The organism is Streptomyces sp. AP-93 (genome assembly GCF_022808175.1).
Classification (GTDB): Bacteria; Actinomycetota; Actinomycetes; order Streptomycetales; family Streptomycetaceae; genus Streptomyces.
Genome location: NZ_JALGBX010000003.1, coordinates 307,376 through 328,773, shown reverse-complemented (window position 1 = coordinate 328,773; position 21,398 = coordinate 307,376). Strand labels below are relative to the sequence as shown.

General features: G+C 71.3%; 14 protein-coding genes. 10 read left to right on the top strand and 4 right to left on the bottom strand.

Annotated elements, in window-relative coordinates; genetic code table 11:
• Nucleotides 1–83 precede the first annotated feature (83 nt).
• Both MTF69_RS07335 and MTF69_RS07330 read left to right on the top strand, forming a co-directional pair.
• On the top strand, nucleotides 84–620 hold the full coding sequence (locus MTF69_RS07335; RefSeq protein ID WP_243331741.1) for a DUF485 domain-containing protein: 537 nt from the start codon (nucleotides 84–86) through the stop codon (nucleotides 618–620).
• Complete coding sequence (locus tag MTF69_RS07330) at nucleotides 617–2,209, top strand: cation acetate symporter (RefSeq protein ID WP_243331739.1); 1,593 nt, start codon at nucleotides 617–619, stop codon at nucleotides 2,207–2,209. The genes MTF69_RS07335 and MTF69_RS07330 overlap by 4 nt, the downstream gene beginning before the upstream one ends.
• A 48-nt stretch (nucleotides 2,210–2,257) precedes the next feature.
• On the opposite strand, the gene MTF69_RS07325 is transcribed toward MTF69_RS07330, so the two are convergent.
• The gene (locus MTF69_RS07325; protein ID WP_243331737.1) at nucleotides 2,258–2,950 is read right to left on the bottom strand and encodes a response regulator; all 693 of its coding nucleotides are present in this window, start codon (nucleotides 2,948–2,950) and stop codon (nucleotides 2,258–2,260) included.
• Nucleotides 2,951–3,018: 68 nt separating this feature from the next.
• Entirely contained in the window at nucleotides 3,019–4,641 is a 1,623-nt protein-coding gene (locus MTF69_RS07320) for a sensor histidine kinase (protein WP_243331736.1), read from the bottom strand.
• A gap of 213 nt (nucleotides 4,642–4,854) precedes the next feature.
• Here MTF69_RS07320 and MTF69_RS07315 point away from each other — a divergent pair, with 213 nt between their 5' ends.
• From MTF69_RS07315 to MTF69_RS07290, 6 genes are all read left to right on the top strand, one after another.
• On the top strand, nucleotides 4,855–9,147 hold the full coding sequence (locus MTF69_RS07315) for a discoidin domain-containing protein (RefSeq protein ID WP_243331735.1): 4,293 nt from the start codon (nucleotides 4,855–4,857) through the stop codon (nucleotides 9,145–9,147).
• A gap of 182 nt (nucleotides 9,148–9,329) precedes the next feature.
• The gene (locus MTF69_RS07310; RefSeq protein ID WP_243331733.1) at nucleotides 9,330–10,349 is read left to right on the top strand and encodes a LacI family DNA-binding transcriptional regulator; all 1,020 of its coding nucleotides are present in this window, start codon (nucleotides 9,330–9,332) and stop codon (nucleotides 10,347–10,349) included.
• A gap of 235 nt (nucleotides 10,350–10,584) precedes the next feature.
• A complete protein-coding gene (locus tag MTF69_RS07305; RefSeq protein ID WP_243331732.1) occupies nucleotides 10,585–11,985 on the top strand; it encodes an ABC transporter substrate-binding protein in 1,401 nt (466 codons plus the stop codon).
• Between the two features lie 121 nt (nucleotides 11,986–12,106).
• Nucleotides 12,107–13,015 carry a carbohydrate ABC transporter permease gene (locus MTF69_RS07300; RefSeq protein WP_243331731.1) on the top strand — a complete coding sequence of 303 codons (909 nt, stop codon included), beginning with the start codon at nucleotides 12,107–12,109 and terminating at the stop codon, nucleotides 13,013–13,015.
• 14 nt (nucleotides 13,016–13,029) lie between these two features.
• Nucleotides 13,030–13,905, top strand: coding sequence for a carbohydrate ABC transporter permease (locus MTF69_RS07295; RefSeq protein ID WP_243331730.1), 876 nt, complete (start codon nucleotides 13,030–13,032; stop codon nucleotides 13,903–13,905).
• An 81-nt stretch (nucleotides 13,906–13,986) separates the two neighbouring features.
• Nucleotides 13,987–15,594, top strand: a complete 1,608-nt coding sequence (locus MTF69_RS07290; protein WP_243331729.1) for an alpha-amylase family glycosyl hydrolase — start codon at nucleotides 13,987–13,989, stop codon at nucleotides 15,592–15,594.
• A 46-nt stretch (nucleotides 15,595–15,640) separates the two neighbouring features.
• Here MTF69_RS07290 and MTF69_RS07285 read toward each other — a convergent pair whose 3' ends face one another.
• Nucleotides 15,641–16,894: a citrate synthase gene (locus tag MTF69_RS07285; RefSeq protein WP_243331728.1), complete on the bottom strand. Its 1,254-nt coding sequence runs from the start codon at nucleotides 16,892–16,894 to the stop codon at nucleotides 15,641–15,643.
• Between the two features lie 69 nt (nucleotides 16,895–16,963).
• On the opposite strand from MTF69_RS07285, the gene MTF69_RS07280 reads away from it, so the two are divergent.
• Entirely contained in the window at nucleotides 16,964–18,142 is a 1,179-nt protein-coding gene (locus MTF69_RS07280) for a citrate synthase (RefSeq protein ID WP_243331727.1), read from the top strand.
• Between the two features lie 11 nt (nucleotides 18,143–18,153).
• Nucleotides 18,154–19,272: a GTP-binding protein gene (locus MTF69_RS07275; protein WP_374322407.1), complete on the top strand. Its 1,119-nt coding sequence runs from the start codon at nucleotides 18,154–18,156 to the stop codon at nucleotides 19,270–19,272.
• A gap of 16 nt (nucleotides 19,273–19,288) precedes the next feature.
• Here the strand turns inward: MTF69_RS07275 and MTF69_RS07270 are convergent, their stop codons facing one another.
• A complete protein-coding gene (locus MTF69_RS07270; RefSeq protein ID WP_243331724.1) occupies nucleotides 19,289–21,385 on the bottom strand; it encodes a restriction endonuclease in 2,097 nt (698 codons plus the stop codon).
• Between the last annotated feature and the right edge of the window lie 13 nt (nucleotides 21,386–21,398).

Genomic DNA, 21,398 nt, shown 5'->3' with positions numbered 1-21,398 from the left:
ACCGGGACACCAGTCCGGAAACCGTCCCTCCCGCACATCCTTGTGGGCACGCGGCCATTGCGGCGGCGGACAAGGAGAGTTCGGTGGACAAGCACGAAGGTCGTGATGCCGGAACGATCCGGCTGGACGACCCCTGGTACGACGCGCTGGCCGTCGGTTGGGGCGAGGGCGCCGGCGACGGAGCCCTCGGAGCGGCCGGGGGCGGAGCGGAAACGTCACCCCCGAACTCCGGCCCCGGCGGCGCGCCCGCGCGCGCAGCGTCCGACATCTACCTCGAAGTGCAGCGCAGCGCCGCCTTCCAGGAGGTGCGCGGCCGCTACCGGAGGTTCGTCGTCCCCGCGACCGCCGGCTTCCTCCTCTGGTACGTGGCCTACGTGATCGCCGCCACCACGGCGCCCGGCATGATGGCCCGGCCGGTGTTCGGGTCCGTCAACGTGGCCCTGCTCGCGGGCCTCGGCCAGTTCCTCAGCACCTTCCTGCTGACCTGGGCCTACGCCCGGCACGCCCGGCTGCGGCGCGACCGCGCGGCGCTGGACCTGCGCTGGACGGTCTTCGAGCAGGAGCAGGTCCGCCGGGCGGACGCCGGGGAGCGCAACCGCGCACGGGGGGCGGGCCGGTGACCACCGAGCACCAGACCCTGGCGCTGCTCCTGTTCAGCGTCTTCATCGCCGTCACCCTGGGCATCACCACCTGGGTGAGCCGCAACCGGCACGGTTCGGCAGAGGAGTTCTACGCGGGCGGGCGGCTGTTCTCGCCCATGGAGAACGGTTTCGCCATCGCCGGCGACTACATGTCCGCCGCCTCCTTCCTCGGCATCTCCGGCCTCATCGCCCTCTTCGGCTACGACGGCCTGCTGTACTCGGTGGGCTTCCTCGTCGCCTGGCTGGTCGTCCTGTTCCTCGTCGCCGAACTCGTCCGCAACTGCGGCCGGTTCACCCTCGCCGACGTGGTCGCCGCGCGGATGAGCGAGCGGCCGGTGCGGATCGCCGCCGGGACCTCGTCGGTGGTCGTGTCCGTGCTGTACCTCATTGCGCAGATGGTCGGCGCCGGCAGCCTCGTGGGCCTGTTGCTCGCCGATTCGGGCCGGACCGCACGGACGTTGACCGTCATCGGGGTCGGCGCCCTCATGGTGATCTACGTGTCCTTCGGTGGCATGCGGGCCACCACCTGGATCCAGATCGTCAAGGCCGTGCTGCTGATGGGCGGGGCGATCACCCTGACGGTGCTCGTGCTGCTGCGCTTCCACGGGAACTTCGACCAGCTGCTCAGCACCGCCGCCGAGCGCAGCGGGCACGGCGACCGGTTCCTGGGCCCCGGGCTCAAGTACGGCGGTGACTGGACGGCCCGCTTCGACTTCATGAGTCTCGGGCTCGCCCTGGTCCTGGGCACGGCCGGGCTGCCGCACATCCTGTCGCGCTTCTACACCGTGCCCACCGCGCGGGCGGCCCGCCGGTCGGTGGTGTGGGCGATCGGGCTGATCGGCGGCTTCTACCTGATGACCATCGTGCTGGGCTTCGGTGCGGCGGCGCTCCTCGGGCCGGATCAGGTCCGGGACTCCAACGCCTCGGGGAACACGGCGGTTCCGCTGCTCGCGGCCTTCCTGGGCGGCGGGGCCGACTCGACCGGAGGCGCGGTGCTGTTCGCCTTCGTGGCGGCCATCGCCTTCGCGACCATCCTCGCGGTGGTGGCGGGGATCACCCTCGCTTCGTCGGCCTCCGTCGCGCACGACCTGTACGCCTCGCTCAAGCGCCGCCACGCCCGGCAGCGCAGCGAGGTGGCGGTGGCCAGGGTGGCGGCGGTCGGGATCGGGGCGGTGGCGATCGCGCTGGGGCTGCTCGCCCAGGACCTGAACGTGGCCTTCCTCGTGGGTCTGGCCTTCGCGGTGGCGGCCTCGGCGAACCTGCCGGTGCTCCTGTACTCGCTGTTCTGGCGCGGGTTCACCACGCGGGGCGCCGTCTGGTCGGTGTACGGGGGGCTGGTCCCGGCCGTGCTGCTGGTGGCCCTGTCCCCGGTGGTGTCCGGCAGCCCCGAATCCCTCTTCCCGGGCGTGGACTTCCAGCTCTTCCCGCTCCAGAACCCGGGCATCGTGTCCATTCCGCTGGGCTTCCTGGCGGGCTGGCTGGGCACCGTGACCTCGGCGGAGGAGCCGGACGAGCGGCGGCACGCGGAGACCGAGGTCCGCGCGCTGACCGGGGCCGGGGCGGTGTAGGGCCGACCTGGCGGCGGGGGGCCGTGACCGGCCGGCCGCCGGCCGGCGTCAGCCCGTGGTGGGCGGGCGCCAGGCGTAGCGGTGTTCGGGGCGGCCCGTTTCGCCGTAGCGCAGGGCGAGCGTGACGCGGCCGGTGCGGTCGAGGAGTTTGAGGTAGCGCTGGGCGGTCTGGCGGCTGATGCCCGCGCGGTCGGCGATCTGCTGGGTGGAGAGCGGGCCTTCGGCCGCGCGCAGGATCCCGCGGATCAGGTCGGCGGTGGTGGGGGAGTGTCCCTTGGGGAGGTCGCTCGGGGCGTCGGCGCCGGCCGCGGCGAGGGCGCCGAAGATCCGGTCCACCTCCGCCTGTTCGGCCTCGCCGCCCGTGTCCAGGGTGCGGCGCAGGGCACCGTAGGCCTCGAGACGGGTGCGCAGGCCGGCGAAGGTGAAGGGCTTGACCAGGTACTGGAGGGCGCCGAGGCGCATCGCGGCCTGGACGGTGGCAAGGTCGCGGGCGGCCGTCACCATGATCACGTCGGTGCGGTGGCCGCGCTCGCGCAGGCGCCGGACCAGGTCCAGGCCGTTCTCGTCGGGGAGGTAGTGGTCGAGGAGGATCAGGTCCACCGGGCGTGAGTCGAGGAGGGCCAGCGCCTCCGCCGCCGAATGGGCTTGGGCCGACACGCGGAAGCCGGGAACCTTGGCCACGTAGGCCGCGTTGATCCGGGCAACACGCATGTCGTCGTCGACGACCAATACGTCAAACACGCCGAAAGTGCCGGACGAGCCCGACGACGAGCCCGACGAGCCGGATGCGCTGAGTGCGCTGAAATCGTTCATCGCAGGGCCTCCGGGAGTACGACGGAGAATTCCGCCCCTCCGTCCGCTGCCTCGCCGGCCCGGACCGTGCCGCCCTGCCGCTCGGCCAGGCGTCGCACCAGGGCGAGACCGAGCCCGCGTCCGCGGTGGGCGCCGGCCTGGGGCTGTTTGGTCGACCAGCCCTCGGTGAAGATCTCCTCGCGGCGCGCCACCGGGACGCCGGGGCCGCTGTCGCGGACCAGCAGGACCGCCGTGCGGCCGTCCGCCCGGATGTCGACCTCGACCAGCGGCGCCGGCGAGCCGACCGCGGCGTCCAGTGCGTTGTCGACCAGGTTGCCGAGGATGGTGACCAGACCCCCCGGGTCGACGAGGCGGTCGGGCAGCAGGGCGGAATCCGCCAGCCTCAGGGGGACCCCGCGCTCCGCCGCGACCGTGGCCTTGCCCATCAGCAGGGCGGCGAGCAGCGGGTCGTGCACCTTCTCGGTGACCTGTTCGGCGGTGCTGCGGTGCACGCCGACCACCTCCGTGACGAACTCCACGGCCTCCTCGTAGAGGCCCAGTTCCAGCAGGCCGAGGAGGGTGTGGAGCCGGTTGGCGTGTTCGTGGTCCTGGGCGCGCAGGGCGTCGATCAGGCCCTTGGTGGAGTCGAGCTCGCGGCCCAGGTGTTCCAGCTCGGTGCGGTCGCGCAGGGTGGCCACGGCTCCGCCGTCCTCGGTGGGCATCCGGTTGGCGACCAGGACCCGGCTGCCCTGGACGGTGAGCAGGTCGCGGCCGGTGACCCGGCCGGTGAGGACGTCGGTGGTGCGGCCCGCGCCGAGTACCTCGTCCAGCGCGCGCCCCGCGACGGCGCTGGCGGCGTCGGGCGCGAGGCCCAGCAGCCGGGCCGCCTCGTCGTTGACCAGTCGGACCCGGCCGGCCCGGTCGAGGGCGATCACGCCCTCGCGGATGGAGTGCAGCATCGCCTCGCGTTCGGCGAGCAGGCCCGCGATATCGGAGAAGGCCAGGTCGCGGGTCTGCCGGTGGATCCTGCGCGAGAGCAGGTAGGCGGCGAGGGCGCCCGCGGCCAGGGCGCCGCCCGCGTACGCGAGCAGGCCCGGGATGGCGCCCAGCAGGCGGCCCTGGACGCTGTCGTAGGCGATGCCGACGGAGACGGCGCCGATGATCTCGCCGTCGGCGGCGAGCAGGGGGACCTTGCCGCGTGCGGAGCGGCCCAAGGTGCCCTCGTCGATCTCCATGACCTCGCGGCCGGCCAGGGCGTCGCCGGGGTCGGTGGAGACGGGCCGTCCGATGCGGTCGGGGCTCGGGTGCGAGCGGCGGATGCCGTCCAGGTCCAGGACCACCACGTACTCGGCGCCCGTGGCCGAGCGGATCCGCTCCGCCGAGGCCTGTACCGGGCTGTCCGGCGAGGGAGCCGAGCCGAGGAGGCCGGCGGCCAGGGCGGGGTCGGCGGCGGCGCTCTGGGCGATGGCCAGGGCACGCCGCATGGCCTGGTCGTCGAGCTGCGCGCTCAGCGGGGCCAGGAAGAGGCCGGTGGCCAGGGCGAGGACCCCGGCGGCGATGGCCAGCTGGGTCAGCAGGATCTGGGAGGCGGCCCGTCGGGGGAGCCCGAGGCGCCGAGCCCTCATGTGGAGGAACCGCATCTAGGAACGGTAGGGCGATTCGGGCGTAAGTGGAATGTGGGTCTCTCACGCAAATGGCTTGCGTTATTTGCGCCCAGCTTGCGCAAGAGATGACGGCATGAAAGTGCGGTCAGAGATGTAGACGACTCGTCAAAGCTCTGCAACTCTCGCACGGCACCCTGCAAATTCCTATCTCCCATGGTTCAGAAAGTTCATGTCGAGGGACGAGGACATATGAGAAGGCACAACTGGAGATGGCGGACCCTGGCCGCCTTGATCAGCACGGCCCTGCTGATGCTGGGCTGGCCCGCTCTCACCGCCGTGGCCGCCGGCGGACCGAGCGTCTCGGCGGGCAGGCCCGCCACGGCGAGCAGTACCAACGGCGGCTACACCGCCGGCAACGTCACCGACGGCAACCAGTCCTCGTACTGGGAGAGCGCCGGCAGCACCTTCCCGCAATGGGTGCAGACCGACCTCGGAGCCACCACCCGCGTCGACCAGGTGGTGCTCAAGCTCCCCGCCTCCTGGGAGAGCCGCAACCAGACCCTGTCCGTCCAGGGCAGCGCCGACGGCACCAGCTTCAGCACCCTGGTGAGCTCGGCGACGTACACCTTCGGCCAGGGCGCCGGAAACGTGGTCACCATCGGTTTCCCGGCCACCCAGGCCCGGTACGTGCGGATCGACATCACCGCCAACACCGGGTGGCAGGCCGCCCAGCTCTCCGAGCTGGAGGTCCGCGCCCCGGGTGACTCCGGGACCAACCTGGCCCTCGGCAAGACCTTCACCGCGAGCAGCAACACCCAGGTCTACGTGCCGGGCAATGCCGGCGACGGCAACGCCGCCAGCTACTGGGAGAGCGTCAACAACGCCATGCCCCAGTGGCTCCAGGCCGACCTGGGTTCCTCGGTCCGCGTGGACCGCGTGGTCCTCAAGCTGCCCGAGAACTGGGGCGCCCGCACCCAGACCCTCAAGATCCAGGGCAGCGCCAACGGCACGGACCACACCGACCTGACGGCGTCCAAGACGTACGAGTTCAACGCCGCCGGCGCCAACGCGGTGACCGTCACCTTCGACGCCACCACCACCCGCTACGTGCGGGTGTGGATATCGGCCAACTCCGTGCAGCCCGGCGGGCAGCTCTCCGAGCTGGAGGTCTACGGCCCGACGACCGGCGACACCCAGGCCCCGACCGCCCCGACGGCGCTCGCCTACACCGAGCCCGCGACCGGCCAGATCAAGCTGACCTGGAACGCCGCCACCGACAACACGGGCGTCACCGGTTACGACGTCTACGCCAACAACCAGCTGCGCACCAGCGTCGCGGGCAACGTCACCACCTACACCGACACCCAGCCCGCCTCCGCGAGCGTGACCTACTACGTCCGGGCCAAGGACGCGGCCGGCAACCAGTCGGCGAACAGCAACAGCGTCACCCGCGTCGGCGACACAGGCGACACCCAGGCCCCGACCGCCCCGGCGGCCCTGGCCTTCACCGAGCCGGCCTCCGGCCAGATCAAGCTGGCCTGGCAGGCCTCCACCGACAACGTCGGCGTCAGCGGGTACGAGGTCTTCGCCAACAACGTGCTGCTCACCACGGTCGCGGGCAACGTCACCACCCACACGGACACACAGCCGGCCACCGCCACCGTGAGCTACTTCGTCCGGGCCAAGGACGCGGCGGGCAACCGCTCCGGCGACAGCAACTCCGTGACCCGCAACGGCAGCGGAGGGACAGGCGGCTCCAACCTGGCCGTCGGCAAGCCCATCGAGGGCTCCTCCGTGATCCACACCTTCGTCGCGGAGAACGCCAACGACAACAGCACCGCCACCTACTGGGAGGGCGCGGGCGGCGCCTACCCGAGCACGCTGACCGTCAAGCTCGGCTCCAACGCCGACGTCGACCGCCTGGTCCTCAAGCTCAACCCGGACAGCAGCTGGGGCACCCGCACCCAGAACATCCAGGTCCTCGGCCGCGAACAGAGCGCCTCGGGCGTCACCGGCCTGGTGGCCGCCAAGGACTACGTCTTCAACCCGGCCTCCGGCTCCAACACCGTCACCATCCCGGTGAACGCCCGGGTCGCGGACGTGCAGCTGCGCTTCACCTCCAACACCGGCTCCTCCAACGGCCAGATCGCCGAGTTCCAGGTCATCGGCGTCGCGGCGCCCAACCCGGATCTCCAGGTCACCGCCGTGAGCGCCAGCCCGGCCACGCCGGTCGAGTCGGACTCCGTCGCCCTGTCCGCCACCGTCAAGAACAGCGGCCCGGCCCCGGCGCCGGCGACCTCCGTCTCCTTCCAGCTCGGCGGCTCGAAGATCGCCTCCGCCAACGTGCCCGCGCTGGCCGCCGGCGCCACGGCCACCGTCACGGCCGGCATCGGCCCGCGGGACGCGGGCAGCTACCCGCTGAGTGCGATCGTCGACGAGGCGAACACGGTCATCGAGCAGAACGACACCAACAACAGCCTCACCGGATCTCCGCTGGTGGTCCGCCCCGTCGACAGCTCGGACCTGGTGGCCTCGTCCGTCGGGTGGTCGCCGAGCGCCCCGTCCGCCGGCCAGTCCGTGGACTTCTCCGTCACGGTCAAGAACCAGGGCACCGTGGCCGCCGCCGCGGGCACCCACAACGTCACCCTCACCCTGCAGGACGCGGGCGGCGCCACCGTCCGTACCCTGACGGGATCCTTCAGCGGCGCGCTCGCGGCCGGTGCCTCCTCGCCGCCGATCGCGCTCGGCAGCTGGACGGCGGCCAACGGCAAGTACACCGTCAAGGTGGTCCTCGCCGACGACGCCAACGAACTGCCGGTCAAGCGCGCCAACAACACCTCCACCAAGCCCTTCTTCGTCGGCCGCGGGGCGAACATGCCCTACGACACCTACGAGGCGGAGGACGGCGTGGTCGGCGGCGGCGCGGCCGTCGTCGGCCCCAACCGGACCGTCGGCGACATCGCCGGCGAGGCCTCGGGCCGCAAGGCCGTGAATCTGGACGCGACGGGCGAGTACGTCGAGTTCACCACCCGCGCCCCGACCAACACCCTGGTCACCCGCTTCTCCATCCCGGACGCCCCGAGCGGTGGCGGCATCGACTCCACCATCAACGTCTACGTCAACGGCGTCCTCAAGAAGGCCCTGCCGCTGACCTCGAAGTACGCCTGGCTCTACGGGGCCGAGGCCGGGCCGGGCAACGCGCCGAGCGCCGGAGCCCCGCGGCACATCTACGACGAGGCCAACATCCTCCTCGGCGAGACCGTCCCGCAGGGCAGCAAGATCCGCCTCCAGAAGGACGCGGCGAACACCACCACCTACGCGATCGACTTCGTGAGCCTGGAACAGGCCGCGGTGATCCCCAACCCCGACCCGGCGACCTACACGGTGCCCGCCGGTTTCACCCACCAGGACGTGCAGAACGCCCTGGACAAGGTCCGCATGGACACCACGGGCAAGCTCGTGGGCGTCTACCTGCCGCCGGGCGACTACGGCACGGCGAGCAAGTTCCAGGTGTACGGGAAGGCCGTGCAGGTCGTCGGAGCCGGACCGTGGTTCACCCGCTTCCACGCCCCGTCCTCGCAGGACAACACCGACAACGGCTGGCGCGCGGAGGGCACCGCGAAGGGCTCGTCCTTCACGGGCTTCGCCTACTTCGGCAACTACACCTCGCGCATCGACGGTCCGGGCAAGGTCTTCGACTTCTCCAACGTGACCGACATGACCATCGACAACATCTGGAACGAACACCAGGTGTGCCTCTACTGGGGCGCCAACACCGACCGGATCACCATCAAGAACTCGCGGATCCGCGACACCTTCGCCGACGGCATCAACATGACCAACGGCAGCACGGACAACCTCGTGACCAACATCGAGGCGCGTTCCACGGGTGACGACAGCTTCGCGCTGTTCTCCGCGATCGACGCGGGCGGCGCGGACATGAAGAACAACGTCTACGAGAACCTGAGCGCGATCCTCACCTGGCGCGCGGCCGGTGTCGCCGTCTACGGCGGCTTCAACAACACCTTCCGCAACATCTACATCGCCGACATCCTCGTCTACTCGGGCATCACCATCAGCTCGCTGGACTTCGGGTATCCGATGAACGGATTCGGGACCGACCCGACGCTCTTCGAGAACATCTCGATCGTCCGGGCCGGAGGCCATTTCTGGGGGGCGCAGACCTTCCCGGGAATCTGGATCTTCTCCGCGTCCAAGGTGTTCCAGGGAATCCGCATCAACAACGTGGACATTGTCGATCCGACGTACAGCGGAATCATGTTCCAGACGCAGTACATCGGAGGCCAGCCGGTCAATCCCATCAAGGACACCATCCTGCGCGACATCACCATCACGGGGGCGAAGAAGAGCGGTGACGCCTTCGACGCCAAGTCCGGCTTCGGTCTCTGGGCCAACGAGATGCCCGAGGCGGGACAGGGCCCGGCGGTCGGTGAGGTCACGTTCCACAACCTGCGGATGAGCGACAACGCCGTGGACGTGCGGAACACGACCTCGACGTTCAGGATCAACCAGCTGCCGTAGCGGGCGGCGTACCGCAGGGCACGAGGGCGGCGGGGCATCCCTTCGGGGTGCCCCGCCGCTCGCCGCCCCGGGGCCCGATGGGACCGGTGGGGCGCGGGGGGTTCCGCGCCGGTTTCCGATGGGCCAAACTGGCCGTAATCGAACTGCAAGGAACTTGCATTGTTTGCGCTACTCTTGCGCTCATGACGCGACGACTTGCTCAAGTGGCGAAGAAGGTGGGGGTCAGCGAGGCAACGGTCAGCCGGGTGCTCAACGGCAAGCCGGGTGTCTCGGAGGCGACCCGCCAGTCCGTGCTCACCGCCCTGGACGTCCTCGGCTACGAGCGCCCCACCCAGCTGCGCGGCGAACGCGCCCGGCTGGTCGGCCTGGTCCTGCCGGAACTCCAGAACCCGATCTTCCCGGCCTTCGCCGAGGTGATCGGCGGCGCGCTGGCCCAGCAGGGGCTGACCCCGGTGCTCTGCACGCAGACCACCGGCGGGGTCTCCGAGGCCGACTACGTCGAGCTCCTGCTCCAGCAGCAGGTGTCCGGCGTCGTCTTCGCCGGCGGGCTCTTCGCGCAGGCCGACGCCCCGCACGAGCACTACCGGCTGCTCCACGACCGCAAGGTCCCGGTGGTGCTCATCAACGCCTCGATAGAGGACCTCGGCTTCCCGTGCGTCTCCTGCGACGACGCCGTCGCGGTCGAACAGGCCTGGCGCCACTTGGCCTCCCTCGGCCACGAGCGCATCGGCCTGGTGCTGGGCCCGCCCGACCACATCCCCTCCCTGCGCAAGCTGGTGGCCGCCCAGGCGGTCGCCGCGGCGGCCGGCACCGAGCTGCCCGCCGCACACGTGGAGCGGGCGCTGTTCTCCCTTGAGGGCGGCCACGCGGCCACCTCGAGGCTGCTGGACCGCGGGGTGACCGGCATCATCTGCGCGAGCGATCCCCTGGCCCTGGGGGCCATCCGGGCGGCCCGCCGCCGCGGGCTGGACGTGCCCCGCGAGGTCTCCGTCGTCGGGTACGACGACTCGGCCTTCATGAACTGCACCGAGCCCCCGCTGACCACTGTCCGGCAGCCCATCGAGGCCATGGGCCGGGCTGCCGTGGAGCTGCTCACCGCGCAGATCCAGGGGGCCGCCGTACAGCCCGGAGAGCTGCTCTTCGAGCCCGAGCTCGTCGTGCGGGGCTCCACCGCGCAGGTGCCGCGCCCCCGTCCGGCGTAGCGCCCCGCCGGGCTCCCACCGAGTCCGGCCCCCAGCCACAGGGCCCCGAAACGTCCCGCTGACGTTTCGGGGCCCTGTTTTGCGTTCCCCATCCGAGCCGTCCGGCGCTCTGCTGCCAATCTCTTGCGAAATCTGCGCGAGATATTGCGTTCATCTGTAGGTGGTGGTTGAGTGTGCCGCGCTCGCCTCCTTACACGCCCCAAGCCTCCTGCTCGATGCTCGAAGGGGACCACCGATGAGAACCAACATCCGCCGCACCACCGCGACCGCCCTCGTCTCGGCGCTCGCCGTCACCGCCCTCGCGGCCTGTGGCACGAGCAGCAGCGGGGACGACACCAAGAACCAGCCGTCCGGCGGTTCCACGGACGCCTCCGCGCCGCTCGACCCGAAGACCAAGGTCACCCTCTCCATCGACTGCATGCCGCCGGCGGCGAAGGCCGCCGAGCTCAAGCAGTGGAAGGAGGACGTGGCGGGGTTCAACAAGACCTACCCGAACGTCACGATCGACGGCCGCTCCACCCCCGGCCAGTGCCTGGAGCCCCCGCGGTTCACGGCGATGCTCAAGGCCAAGTCCCAGCCGGACGTCTTCTACGCCTACTTCACCGACCTCAAGCAGGTCCTGGACAACGACGGCGCCGAGGACATCTCGGCGTACGTCAGGGCCAAGACCGTTCCGGGCATCGACGACATCGACAAGAACGTCGTCAACACCCTGAAGCAGGATGGCAAGCTCTACGGGCTGCCCACCAGCAACTACACGATGGGCCTTCTGATCAACCGCAAGCTCTTCCAGCAGGCGGGCCTCAACCCCGACCAGCCCCCGCGCACCTGGGACGAGGTCCGCGCGGCCGCCAAGAAGATCGCGGCACTCGGCAACGGCACCGCCGGCTACGGCGAGTACAGCGTCGAGAACACCGGCGGCTGGCACTTCACGGCCGCGATGTACGGCATGGGCGGCGACGTCGTCGGAGCCGACGGCAAGGCGGCCTTCAACAACCCGACCGGCAAGCAGCTCGTGGACAACCTCCACGCCATGCGCTGGGAGGACGACAGCATGGGCAAGACCCAGCTGCTCAAGTGGGGTGACCTGCAGAAGCAGATGGCCTCGGACAAGCTCGGCATGTTCCTCGCCGCGCCCGACGACATCACCTACATGGTCCAGCAGCTCGCCGGCAAGTACGAGAACTTCGGCATGGGCCCCATCCCCGGCGGCGCCGCGACGCTGGCCGGCGGCAACGGATACATGATCAAGAAGGGCAGCTCGCCGGACAAGGTCAAGGCCGCGATCGCCTGGCTGAACTTCAAGACCCTCTCCGTCGGCAAGGGGCAGTTCCAGTACGACCGTTCCAAGGCCGACGGCCTGCCGGTCGGGCTTCCGCAGCCCGCCTTCTTCACCGGCGCCAGCAAGGCCAAGGACGACGAGCTCAAGGCCGCCAGCGCCACGATGCCGGTCGCCAACTTCAAGTCCTTCCTGGACAACCCGGTGGCCGGCAAGGCCGAGCCGGCGAAGGCCCAGGAGGTCTACAAGGTCCTCGACAAGGTGATGTCGGGAGTCCTGACCAACAAGGACGCCGACTCGGCGCAGCTCCTCGCGGAAGCCGAGAAGGCCGTCAACCAGGTACTGGCCAACCAGTAGCGGTCCCGGGGCGCGTCTTGGCCGGGGGAGGTCCGGGCGGCCTCCCCGGCCCGGACCCGCCCGCAGGCCCCGTACCCCGCACATCGATGGCGACGACCCACCCACCAAGGAGCGAGCGGCGATGTCGGCTCCCACCCTGTCCGGTACCTCCCGCGAGGAATTCACCCGGGCGTTCAAGCGGAACCTCTCGGCCCACGGCTTTCTGATCGGCGCCGTCCTCTGCTTCTCCTTCTTCTCCTGGTACCCGATGGTCCGGGAGTTCCTGCTGGCCTTCCAGAAGACCGAGGGCGGAGCCGTCCACTGGGTCGGCTGGGACAATTTCCGCTACGTCTTCAACGACCCGGCGTTCTGGCAGGCCTGGCGCAACACCCTGCTCTTCAGCGGGCTCGCGCTGGTCCTCGGCTTCGCCGTCCCGTTCGTGGTCTCGATCGTGCTCAACGAATTCCGGCACGCGCAGGGTTACTTGCGCCTGCTGGTCTACCTCCCGGTGATGATGCCGCCGGTGGCCTCGATCCTGCTCTTCAAGTACTTCTACGACCCCGGTTACGGGGTCTTCAACAGGATTCTGGAATTCCTGCACTTGCCGGCGCAAGACTGGCTGCAATCCACCGATACCGCGATGCTCTCCGTAGTCATCGCTTCCACCTGGATGAACATGGGCGGCGCGACCCTGATCTACCTGGCAGCCCTCCAGGGCGTCCCCGGGGAGCTCTACGAAGCGGCGGAGCTCGACGGAGCCGGGCTGCTGCGCAAGATCTGGCACGTCACGATCCCGCAGACCAAGCTCATCCTCTCGCTGATGCTGCTCATGCAGATCATCGCGACGATGCAGGTGTTCGTCGAACCGTTCATGCTCACGGGCGGCGCCGGCCCCGAAGGATCGACCACCACCGTCGTCGTCCTCATCTACCAGTACGCCTTCAGCTTCAACCAGTACGGCGGCGCCGCGGCCCTGGGCCTGTGCCTGCTCGTCCTGCTCGCCGGCTTCTCCGCCGTGTACGTCCGGCTGAGCCGCGACAACGAGAACTGACGGGAGCACCTCACATGTCAGAGCGCACGCTCATATCGCCGGCCCAGCTCGGCCGCACCCGGGGCAAGATCGCCTACTGGACCGCCCTGGCCGTGGTCGTGATCGGCTTCACGGTCGTCTTCCTCGGGCCCCTCTACTGGATGGTCGTCAATGGCCTCAAGAGCACCGCGGAGTTCACCCAGGTCCCGCCGACCGTGGTGCCGGACTCCCTGCACGCCGCGAACTACTCGGCGGCCTGGAAGGTCATGGACCTCGCCAGACTGCTGTTCAACACCCTCTACTACGCCTTCGGCGCCCTGGCCTTCCAGCTCGTCCTGGACGTGGCCGCCGCCTACTCGCTGTCCAAGCTCCGCCCGGTCTTCGGCAAGGCCGTCCTCGGCATGATGCTGGCGACGCTGATGATCCCGGCCACCGTCCTCGTCGTCCCGCAGTACCTCACGGTCCTGGACATGCCGCTCATCGAACGGAACCTGCTCAACACGCCCTGGGTGATCTGGCTGCCCTCGGTCACGAACGCCTTCAACATCTTCCTTCTGAAACGATTCTTCGACTCCATCCCCGGCGAGATCCTCGATGCCGCCGCCATCGACGGATCCTCCTCCCTGCACACCCTGCGCTCCGTGGTCCTGCCGATGTCCCGGCCCGTCCTCGGCGTCGTGTCGATCTTCGCCATCGTCGGAGTCTGGAAAGACTTCCTCTGGCCCATGCTCACCCTCCCCGACCCGGCCCTGCAGACGCTCAACGTCGGCATCTACTCGCTCGCCAGGGGAGTGCCCGAGAACCATCTCGTCGCCGCGCTCGCGATGGCCTCGGCGCCCACGCTCATCATCTTCCTGATCTTCCAGCGCAACATCATGAGCGGCCTGACGGCAGGCTCCCTCAAGGGGTGAGCACCACCCCGCACCGCCGCCCTGCCCGGCCGCCCTCTGTGAAAGACCGCAGTGAAAAGACCGCAGTGAAAGGACCCCTCCGTGGCTGGCTTTCCCCTGCCCGAAAACGCCTCCGACTGGTGGCGCTCGGCCGCCATCTACCAGGTGTACGTACGGAGCTTCGCCGACGGCGATGGGGACGGCACCGGTGACCTGGTGGGCGTCCGGGCCCGCCTCCCCTACCTCGCCGAACTGGGCGTCGACGCCCTGTGGTTCACCCCCTGGTACCTCTCCCCGCTCGCCGACGGCGGCTACGACGTCGCCGACTACCGCACCATCGACCCCGCCTTCGGCACCCTCGCCGAAGCCGAGAAGCTCATCGCCGAAGCCCGAGAGCTGGGCATCCGCACCATTGTCGACATCGTCCCGAACCACGTGTCCGACCAGCACGCCTGGTTCAAGGCCGCCCTCGCCGCCGGCCCCGGCAGCCCCGAGCGGGAGCTCTTCCACTTCCGGCCCGGCCGCGGCGAGAACGGCGAACTGCCGCCGGGCGACTGGCCCTCGCAGTTCAACGGAGCGGCCACCTGGACGCGGGTACCGGACGGGGAGTGGTACCTGCACCTCTTCACCCCCGAGCAGCCCGACCTCAACTGGGACCACCCCGCCGTCCGCCGGGAACACGAGGAAGTCCTGCGGTTCTGGTTCGAACGCGGAGTCTCCGGCGTACGGATCGACTCCGCCGCCCTGCTCGCCAAGGACCCGGCCCTGCCCGACCTGGCCGGCCGCCCGCCCGAGCCGTGGCCCGGCGAGGTCCACCCGTACATCGACCGCGACGACCTGCACACCGTCTACCGCTCGTGGCGGGCCATCGCCGACGAGTACGGGGCCATCTTCGTCGGCGAGGTCTGGCTGCCGGACTCCGAGCGCTTCGCCCGCTACCTGCGCCCCGACGAGCTGCACACCGCCTTCAACTTCTCCTTCCTCAGCTGCCCGTGGGACGCCGGCCGGCTGCGCACCTCCATCGAGGAGACCCTCGCCGAGCACGCCCCCGTCGGAGCCCCCGCCACCTGGGTGCTGTGCAACCACGACGTGACCCGTACGGTCACCCGCTACGGGCGCGCCGACACCGGCTTCGACTTCGCCACCAAGGCCTTCGGGACCCCCGCCGACCTGGCGCTGGGCACCCGCCGGGCCCGCGCCGCCGCGCTGCTGACCCTCGCCCTGCCCGGCGCCGTCTACGTGTACCAGGGCGAGGAACTGGGGCTTCCGGAGGCCGACATCCCGCTCGGCCGGATCCAGGACCCCATGCACTTCCGGTCCGGTGGCACCGACCCCGGACGGGACGGGTGCAGGGTCCCGCTGCCGTGGACCGCCGAGCCCTGGAACGAGCCCTGGCTGCCCCAGCCGGCGAGCTGGCCGCAGTACGCCGCGGACCGGCAGGACGGGGACCCGGCCTCGATGCTCACCCTCTACCGGACGGCCCTGCGGCTGCGCCGCGCCGCGGCCGGCTTCGGCGGCGGATCGCTGGACTGGCTGCCCGCGCCGGCCGGGGTGCTCGCCTTCAGCCGCCCCGACGGACTGGTCTGCGTGGCCAACCTGTCCCCGGAGCCGGTCCCGCTGCCGGCCCACACGAGCCTCCTGCTGAGCAGCTCCGCCCTGGATGCGGACGGGCTGCTCGGGCAGGACACGGCGGTCTGGCTGCGGACCTGACGCCGCAGCCGGACCGCCCCAACCAACCAAACGGCCATCCCGCCCGTCACGGCAACGGCTGTGGCGGGCGGGGCCCGTGGTACTGCCCGCTCGGTCGCATCCGCAGCGGGCGCTCCTCGTACTCCTCCAGGGCGTGCGCGATCCACCCGGCCGTACGGGCCACCGCGAAGACGGTCTCCCCGGCTTCCGGGGCCATCCCGCAGGAGACCGTCAGCACCGCCAGCGCCAGGTCCACGTTGGGGTACAGGCCGCCGCCGTGCCGGGCCATCACCCCTGCCACCTCGCGCGCCGCACCCAGCGCCGGACCGGCCTGCGCCAGCGGCTCCAGCCGCGCGAACAGCGCCGTCGCCCGCGGATCCTCGGCCGCGTACAGCCGGTGCCCGAGCCCGGGCACCCGGCGCCCGGCCCGCAGGTACTCCGCCACCACCGGGGCCGCGCCGCCCCGCTCCAGCACCTCCACGAGCATCCGGTGCGCGAGCCGCCCGGCCGCGCCGTGCAGGGGGCCTTCGAGCGCCCCGAGCCCGGCCGAGACCACCGCGTACGGATGCGCGCGCGCCGACGCGGCCACCCGTACGGCCAGGGTCGAGGCGGCCAGATCGTGGTCGGTCAGCAGGGCCAGGGCCAGGTCCAGCACGGCCAGCGCGTCCGGATCGGGGTCCAGGGCGGAGAGCCGGGGCCACAGCTGCCGGGAGAGGCGGCCGTCCCCGCCCCACTGCGCCGGGCCCACCTCGGGCAGGGCGCCGACCAGGGTGGGGATCAGGGAGCGCGCGGAGCCCAGTACGGACGGCCCGGACAGGTCGAAGCGCAGCGGGTCCGCGACCGCCGCGGCGGCGACGGCCACCCGCAGCCGGTCGATCGGACCGCTGTGCTCGGGCAGCGCGGCGACCGCCCGCCGGGCCGCGGCGAGGGACTCCGGGGGAGCGGTGAACCGGGCCCCGCGCACCAGGGTCCCCGTCCAGAGCCACTCGGCGACCTCCTCGTAGCGGTACCGCGAGGCCAGCTCCACGGCGTCCACGCCGCGGAAGTAGTACCGGTCGGCCTCGATGAGGGTGAGCGCGGTGCGTACGGAGAGCTCCCCGGCGGAGGCGGCGGCGCCGGAGGGCCCCGCCGCCTCGCGCCGGCTGCGCCGGGCCAGGGCCTCCACCTCGCGCGCGTCGAAACTGCTGCCGCGTCCGACCGGGTCGCGGCGGCTCGTGAGCTGGCCGCGGCTGACGTACGCGTACACGGTCGCGGGCTTCACCCCCAGCAGCCGGGCCGCCTCCTGGGTGCCGATCCTTCGCTCACCGGGCTCGTCGTTCATGACACACACCCTACATATGTTGAGTCGATCAACATTGACAGTGATTGAGTCATCGTGGATGGTCGATCCATGAACACCACCGTCGCACCCGCACCCGCACCCGGACCCGCCGAAAGCCCCCGCGGACTCGCGGGAGTCGTGGTCACCGAGACCCAGCTCGGTGACGTCCGAGGCCGTGAGGGCTTCTACCACTACCGCCAGTACTCCGCCGTCGAGCTCGCCGGGACCCGCACCTTCGAGGACGTGTGGCACCTGATGTTCCGCGGGGCCCTACCCGCCGACGCCGCCGAACGGGCCGCCTTCGCGGCCGAGATCGCCCCGCTGCGCAGGCTCCCCGCCGAGGTGCGGGACGCCCTGCCCGCCCTGGCCCGCGCCACCGCCCTCTCCGGCCCGCTCGCCGGACTGCGCACGGCGCTCTCGCTGCTCGGCGCCTCCGCCGGCTTCCGCCCGGTCTACGACCTGACCCCCGAACGCCGGGCCGCCGACGCACTGGCCGCCTGCGCCGCCGTACCGACCCTGCTCACCGCCCTGTACCGGCTCGGCCACGGCCTGGAACCGGTGGAGCCGCGGGACGACCTCCCGTACGCCGCCAACTACCTCTACATGCTGACCGGAGGAGAACCCGAGCCGGTCAGGGCCCGCGCGGTCGAGCGGTACCTGATCTCCACGATCGACCACGGCTTCAACGCCTCCACCTTCACCGCCCGCGTGATCGCCTCCACCGGCGCCGACGTCGCGGCCTGCCTCACCGGGGCGATCGGCGCGCTCTCCGGCCCGCTGCACGGCGGCGCCCCCAGCAGGGCCCTGGACACCCTGGACGCCATCGGTACGGCGGACCGGATCGACCCCTGGATCCGCGAGCGAGTCCTCGCGGGAGACCGGATCATGGGCTTCGGACACCCCGTCTACCGCACCGAGGACCCGCGCTCGCGGATGCTGCGCGGGATCGCCCTGCAGTTCGGCGGCCCGCTCGTGGACTTCGCCGTGGAGGTCGAGCGGCACGTCGAGGAGATCCTCGCCGAGCTCAAGCCGGGCCGGGAACTGCACACCAACGTGGAGTTCTACGCGGGCGTGGTCATGGAGCTGTGCGGGCTGCCGCGCGAGATGTTCACGCCGACCTTCTGCGCGGCCCGGGTGGTCGGCTGGAGCGCGAACGTCCTGGAGCAGGCCGCCGACTCGAAGATCATCCGGCCGGCCGCCCGCTACACCGGTCCGACCCCGCCCCAGCCGGTCCCCGCCCTCGGCTGACGCTGGCTACGATCGACCGGGTGAACAGCATCCCCGTCATCGTCCTCGCCGGATTCCTCGGATCCGGCAAGACGACCGCCCTCAACCACCTCCTCGGCAACCGGGGCGGCACCCGGATCGGGGTCGTCGTCAACGACTTCGGCTCCATCGAGGTCGACGCGATGTCGGTGGCCGGCCAGGTCGGCGACTCGATGGTCTCCCTCGGCGGCGGCTGCCTGTGCTGCGCCGTGGACGGCAGCGAGCTGGACGCGTACCTCGAGAAGCTCGCCGACCCCGTCCACCGCATCGACGTGATCGTCATCGAGGCGAGCGGGCTGGCGGAGCCGCAGGAGATGGTCCGGATGCTCGTCGCCAACGAGAATCCGGCCGTCCGCTACGGCGGCATGGTGCACGTCGTCGACGCGGCGGAGTTCGACGCTACCCGGGCCAGGCACCCCGAGACCGACCGGCACCTCGCCGTCGCCGACCTGGTGGTGCTCAACAAGACCGACCGGATCGACGCCGCCGAACGCACCCGGATCGAGACCGCGCTCGCCGAGCTCTGCGCACCGGGGATCCCGGTCGTCGGCGCCGACCACGGGCGGATCGACCCGGAACTGCTCTTCGACCGCCGCCCGTGGACCGAGACGCGCGGCCAGCTCTCCTTCGAGGACCTGCTGGCCCAGGCACACGATCACCACGACCACGACCACGACGGTGATCACACCGGTCACATCCATGCCGCCTACGCGAGCACGGAGTTCGTGTCCGAGCAGGCCCTCGGCCCACGCCGGTTCATCGAGTTCCTCGACCGCCGCCCGTCCGGCCTCTACCGGATCAAGGGCTCCGTCTACTTCGGCGTCCCCGGCCACGAGGAGCGCTACGAAGTCCACGCGGTCGGCCGCTTCCTCCGCTTCGCCCCGCACCCCTGGGGACGGGGCGAGGCGCGCCTGACGCAGCTCGTCCTGATCGGCTCGGGCACCGACGGCCCGGCCCTGCTCCGCGAGCTGGAGAGCTGCCGGGAACCCGAGCCGTGGCGCGGGACCCCGGAGAGCATGTGGGGCGTCCTGCGCTACGTACACCGCCCGTCGGCGTCGGCCTCGGAGCAGGACCCGGACCCGGACCCGGACGCCGACCCCGAGGACTTCTGAGCGCAGCCGGTGCCGCTCAGGCGACCTCGATGCCGAAGTCGCCCAGCAGGGGCTCCAGTCCGCCCGGGTACCCCTTGCCGCCGACGACGAAGTCCCAGTCGCCGCCCGCGCGACGCCGGAAGGAGCCCAGGACCAGGGCCGTCTCGCCGGCGCGGCCGTCGGAGACCTCCAGCCGGCCCAGCTCCTCGCCGCCCGCCCCCAGCAGCCGGATCCGGGCGTCGGTGAAGCCCGCCAGGTCGGCGTTCGGATTGACCTCGGGGTCGATCGCGGCGACGAGGACCAGCCGGTCGGCCCGCGGCGGCAACGCCTCGAAGGCGACCAGGAGCGCCGCCTTGTCCGGCGCCGCGTGCGCGTGGGTCCGTACCGAACCGTCCGGGGTGTTCGGGTTGTTGAAGAACACGAAGTGGTCCTCGCTCAGCACCCGGCCGCCCTCGCAGACCAGCGCGCACACGTCCAGCGCGACCGGCCCAGCCCAGGACATGCCGAGCACGTTGTGGTCCGCGGCGGGCTCCGGCTCGGCCGTCCGCTGGGCCGGGATCGAGGGCGCCGCGCCCGGGCCGAGGCGGCCACGCAGTCCGTGCCGGTGCAGCAGGTCCACGAGCGCGGCGCCGGGAACCAGCTCCAGCGGCTTGCCGTTGGCGAAGGTGTAGGACGTGGGCCCGAAGGTCGCGGTGGTGACCAGCACCCCCTTGTTCGCTCCCTTGTCCTGCACCGTGCCGTAAAGATCCCGGACCGCCGTGGGGGACACGGTGTTGCGGTAGCGCTTGACCTGTACCACGATCCGCCCGCCCGTGATCGGGGACGGGTCGTTCGCCTCGATGTCCACCCCGCCGTCGCCCGACCTCTGCGTGGTCACCGCCTCCATGCCCATCGCCCGGAAGAGCTCCGCCACCAGATTCTCGAAGGCGATCGGGTCCATCGCGAAGAGGTCCGGCTCGTCCTCGTCCTCGTCGCGGCCCGCGTGCCCGCCGTGACGGACGACGCCGCCGACCTCACCGGGCCGACGCTCGGGGCGGACGACGGCCAGCTGGTCCGGCCGTGCGGACAACTGCCCGCCCAACCCCTCCACCAGACAGTCCACCGCGCTCACCAGCTCCAGCCGCAGCCCGGCGAAAGCCGGCCGCGCCGCCGACACCGAGGTGAGCACGAGCTGCGCCTCCTGCCCCGTCACCGGATCGTGGGCGTCCACGAAACCGTTGACGACGACCGACTCCAGCACGTCGAACTCGTCCGCCGCGTACAGATCGCGCACCACCAGCAGCACGCACTGCGCCAGCAGGTCCCGGTAGACCGCCCGCCGCTGCGTGGCCGGGCGGGCGGTCTCCTTGTCCTGGTCCGTACTCGGCACGTACCGAACCGACTTGGCCTCCGGCACCACCTCGTACCCGGGCAGCTCCCAGTCCAGTACCAGCTGGCGCCGCGCGGGGTCGTACGCCGCCGACACCTGCCGCGGCAGGTCCTGCGGCCAGCCGGCCGAGGCGTACAGGGCCGCCGAGAAGTACTCCACCGCGGCCTCCGCGTCGCCCGCGCGAAGCGCCCCGGCCAGCTCGGTGAGCCCGCCGTTGTGTCCGCGGATCGCGGCGAGCTGCTCCGCCGCCCAGCGGTCGTACTGCTGCCGGTACTCCGCCAGCTGCTGCCGCCGCTGCTGCTCCGCGGCCTGCGCCGTCTGCCAGGCCTGCGTGTACCGGGCGTGCGCCTCCCGTTCCGCCTGCGCTCGCCGGTTCGAGCCCAGCGTCCAGCCGCTGCTCTGCTGCTGGAAATGGTGCAGCTGAGGCAGCGGCACGGGGTGCGCCAGGGTCCCCGGGTCGAAGGGTTCGAGCCGCTCGGGCCGGACCAGGGCGGCCATCCGGAACGCCGGGGCCCGGCAGCCCGCCGTCAACAGCCCCTGCAGGGCGGCGACCCGGGCGTCGAGCTGCTCGGTGGCCCGCCGTGCCTCGGCCTCGCGGTGCTGCTTGTAGGCGGCCTGCTGCTCGCGCTGACCCCGGGCCACGTCCCGTTCGTACGCCCGCTGTCGGCTTGCAGCCTCCCGCTGCTGGATCAGCTGCGTCCGCTGCTCCCGGCGCTGCGCCTCCGCCCAGGTCCCGATCAGTCCGTTGCTCGATCGACGGCTCATCAGCTCTGTTCTC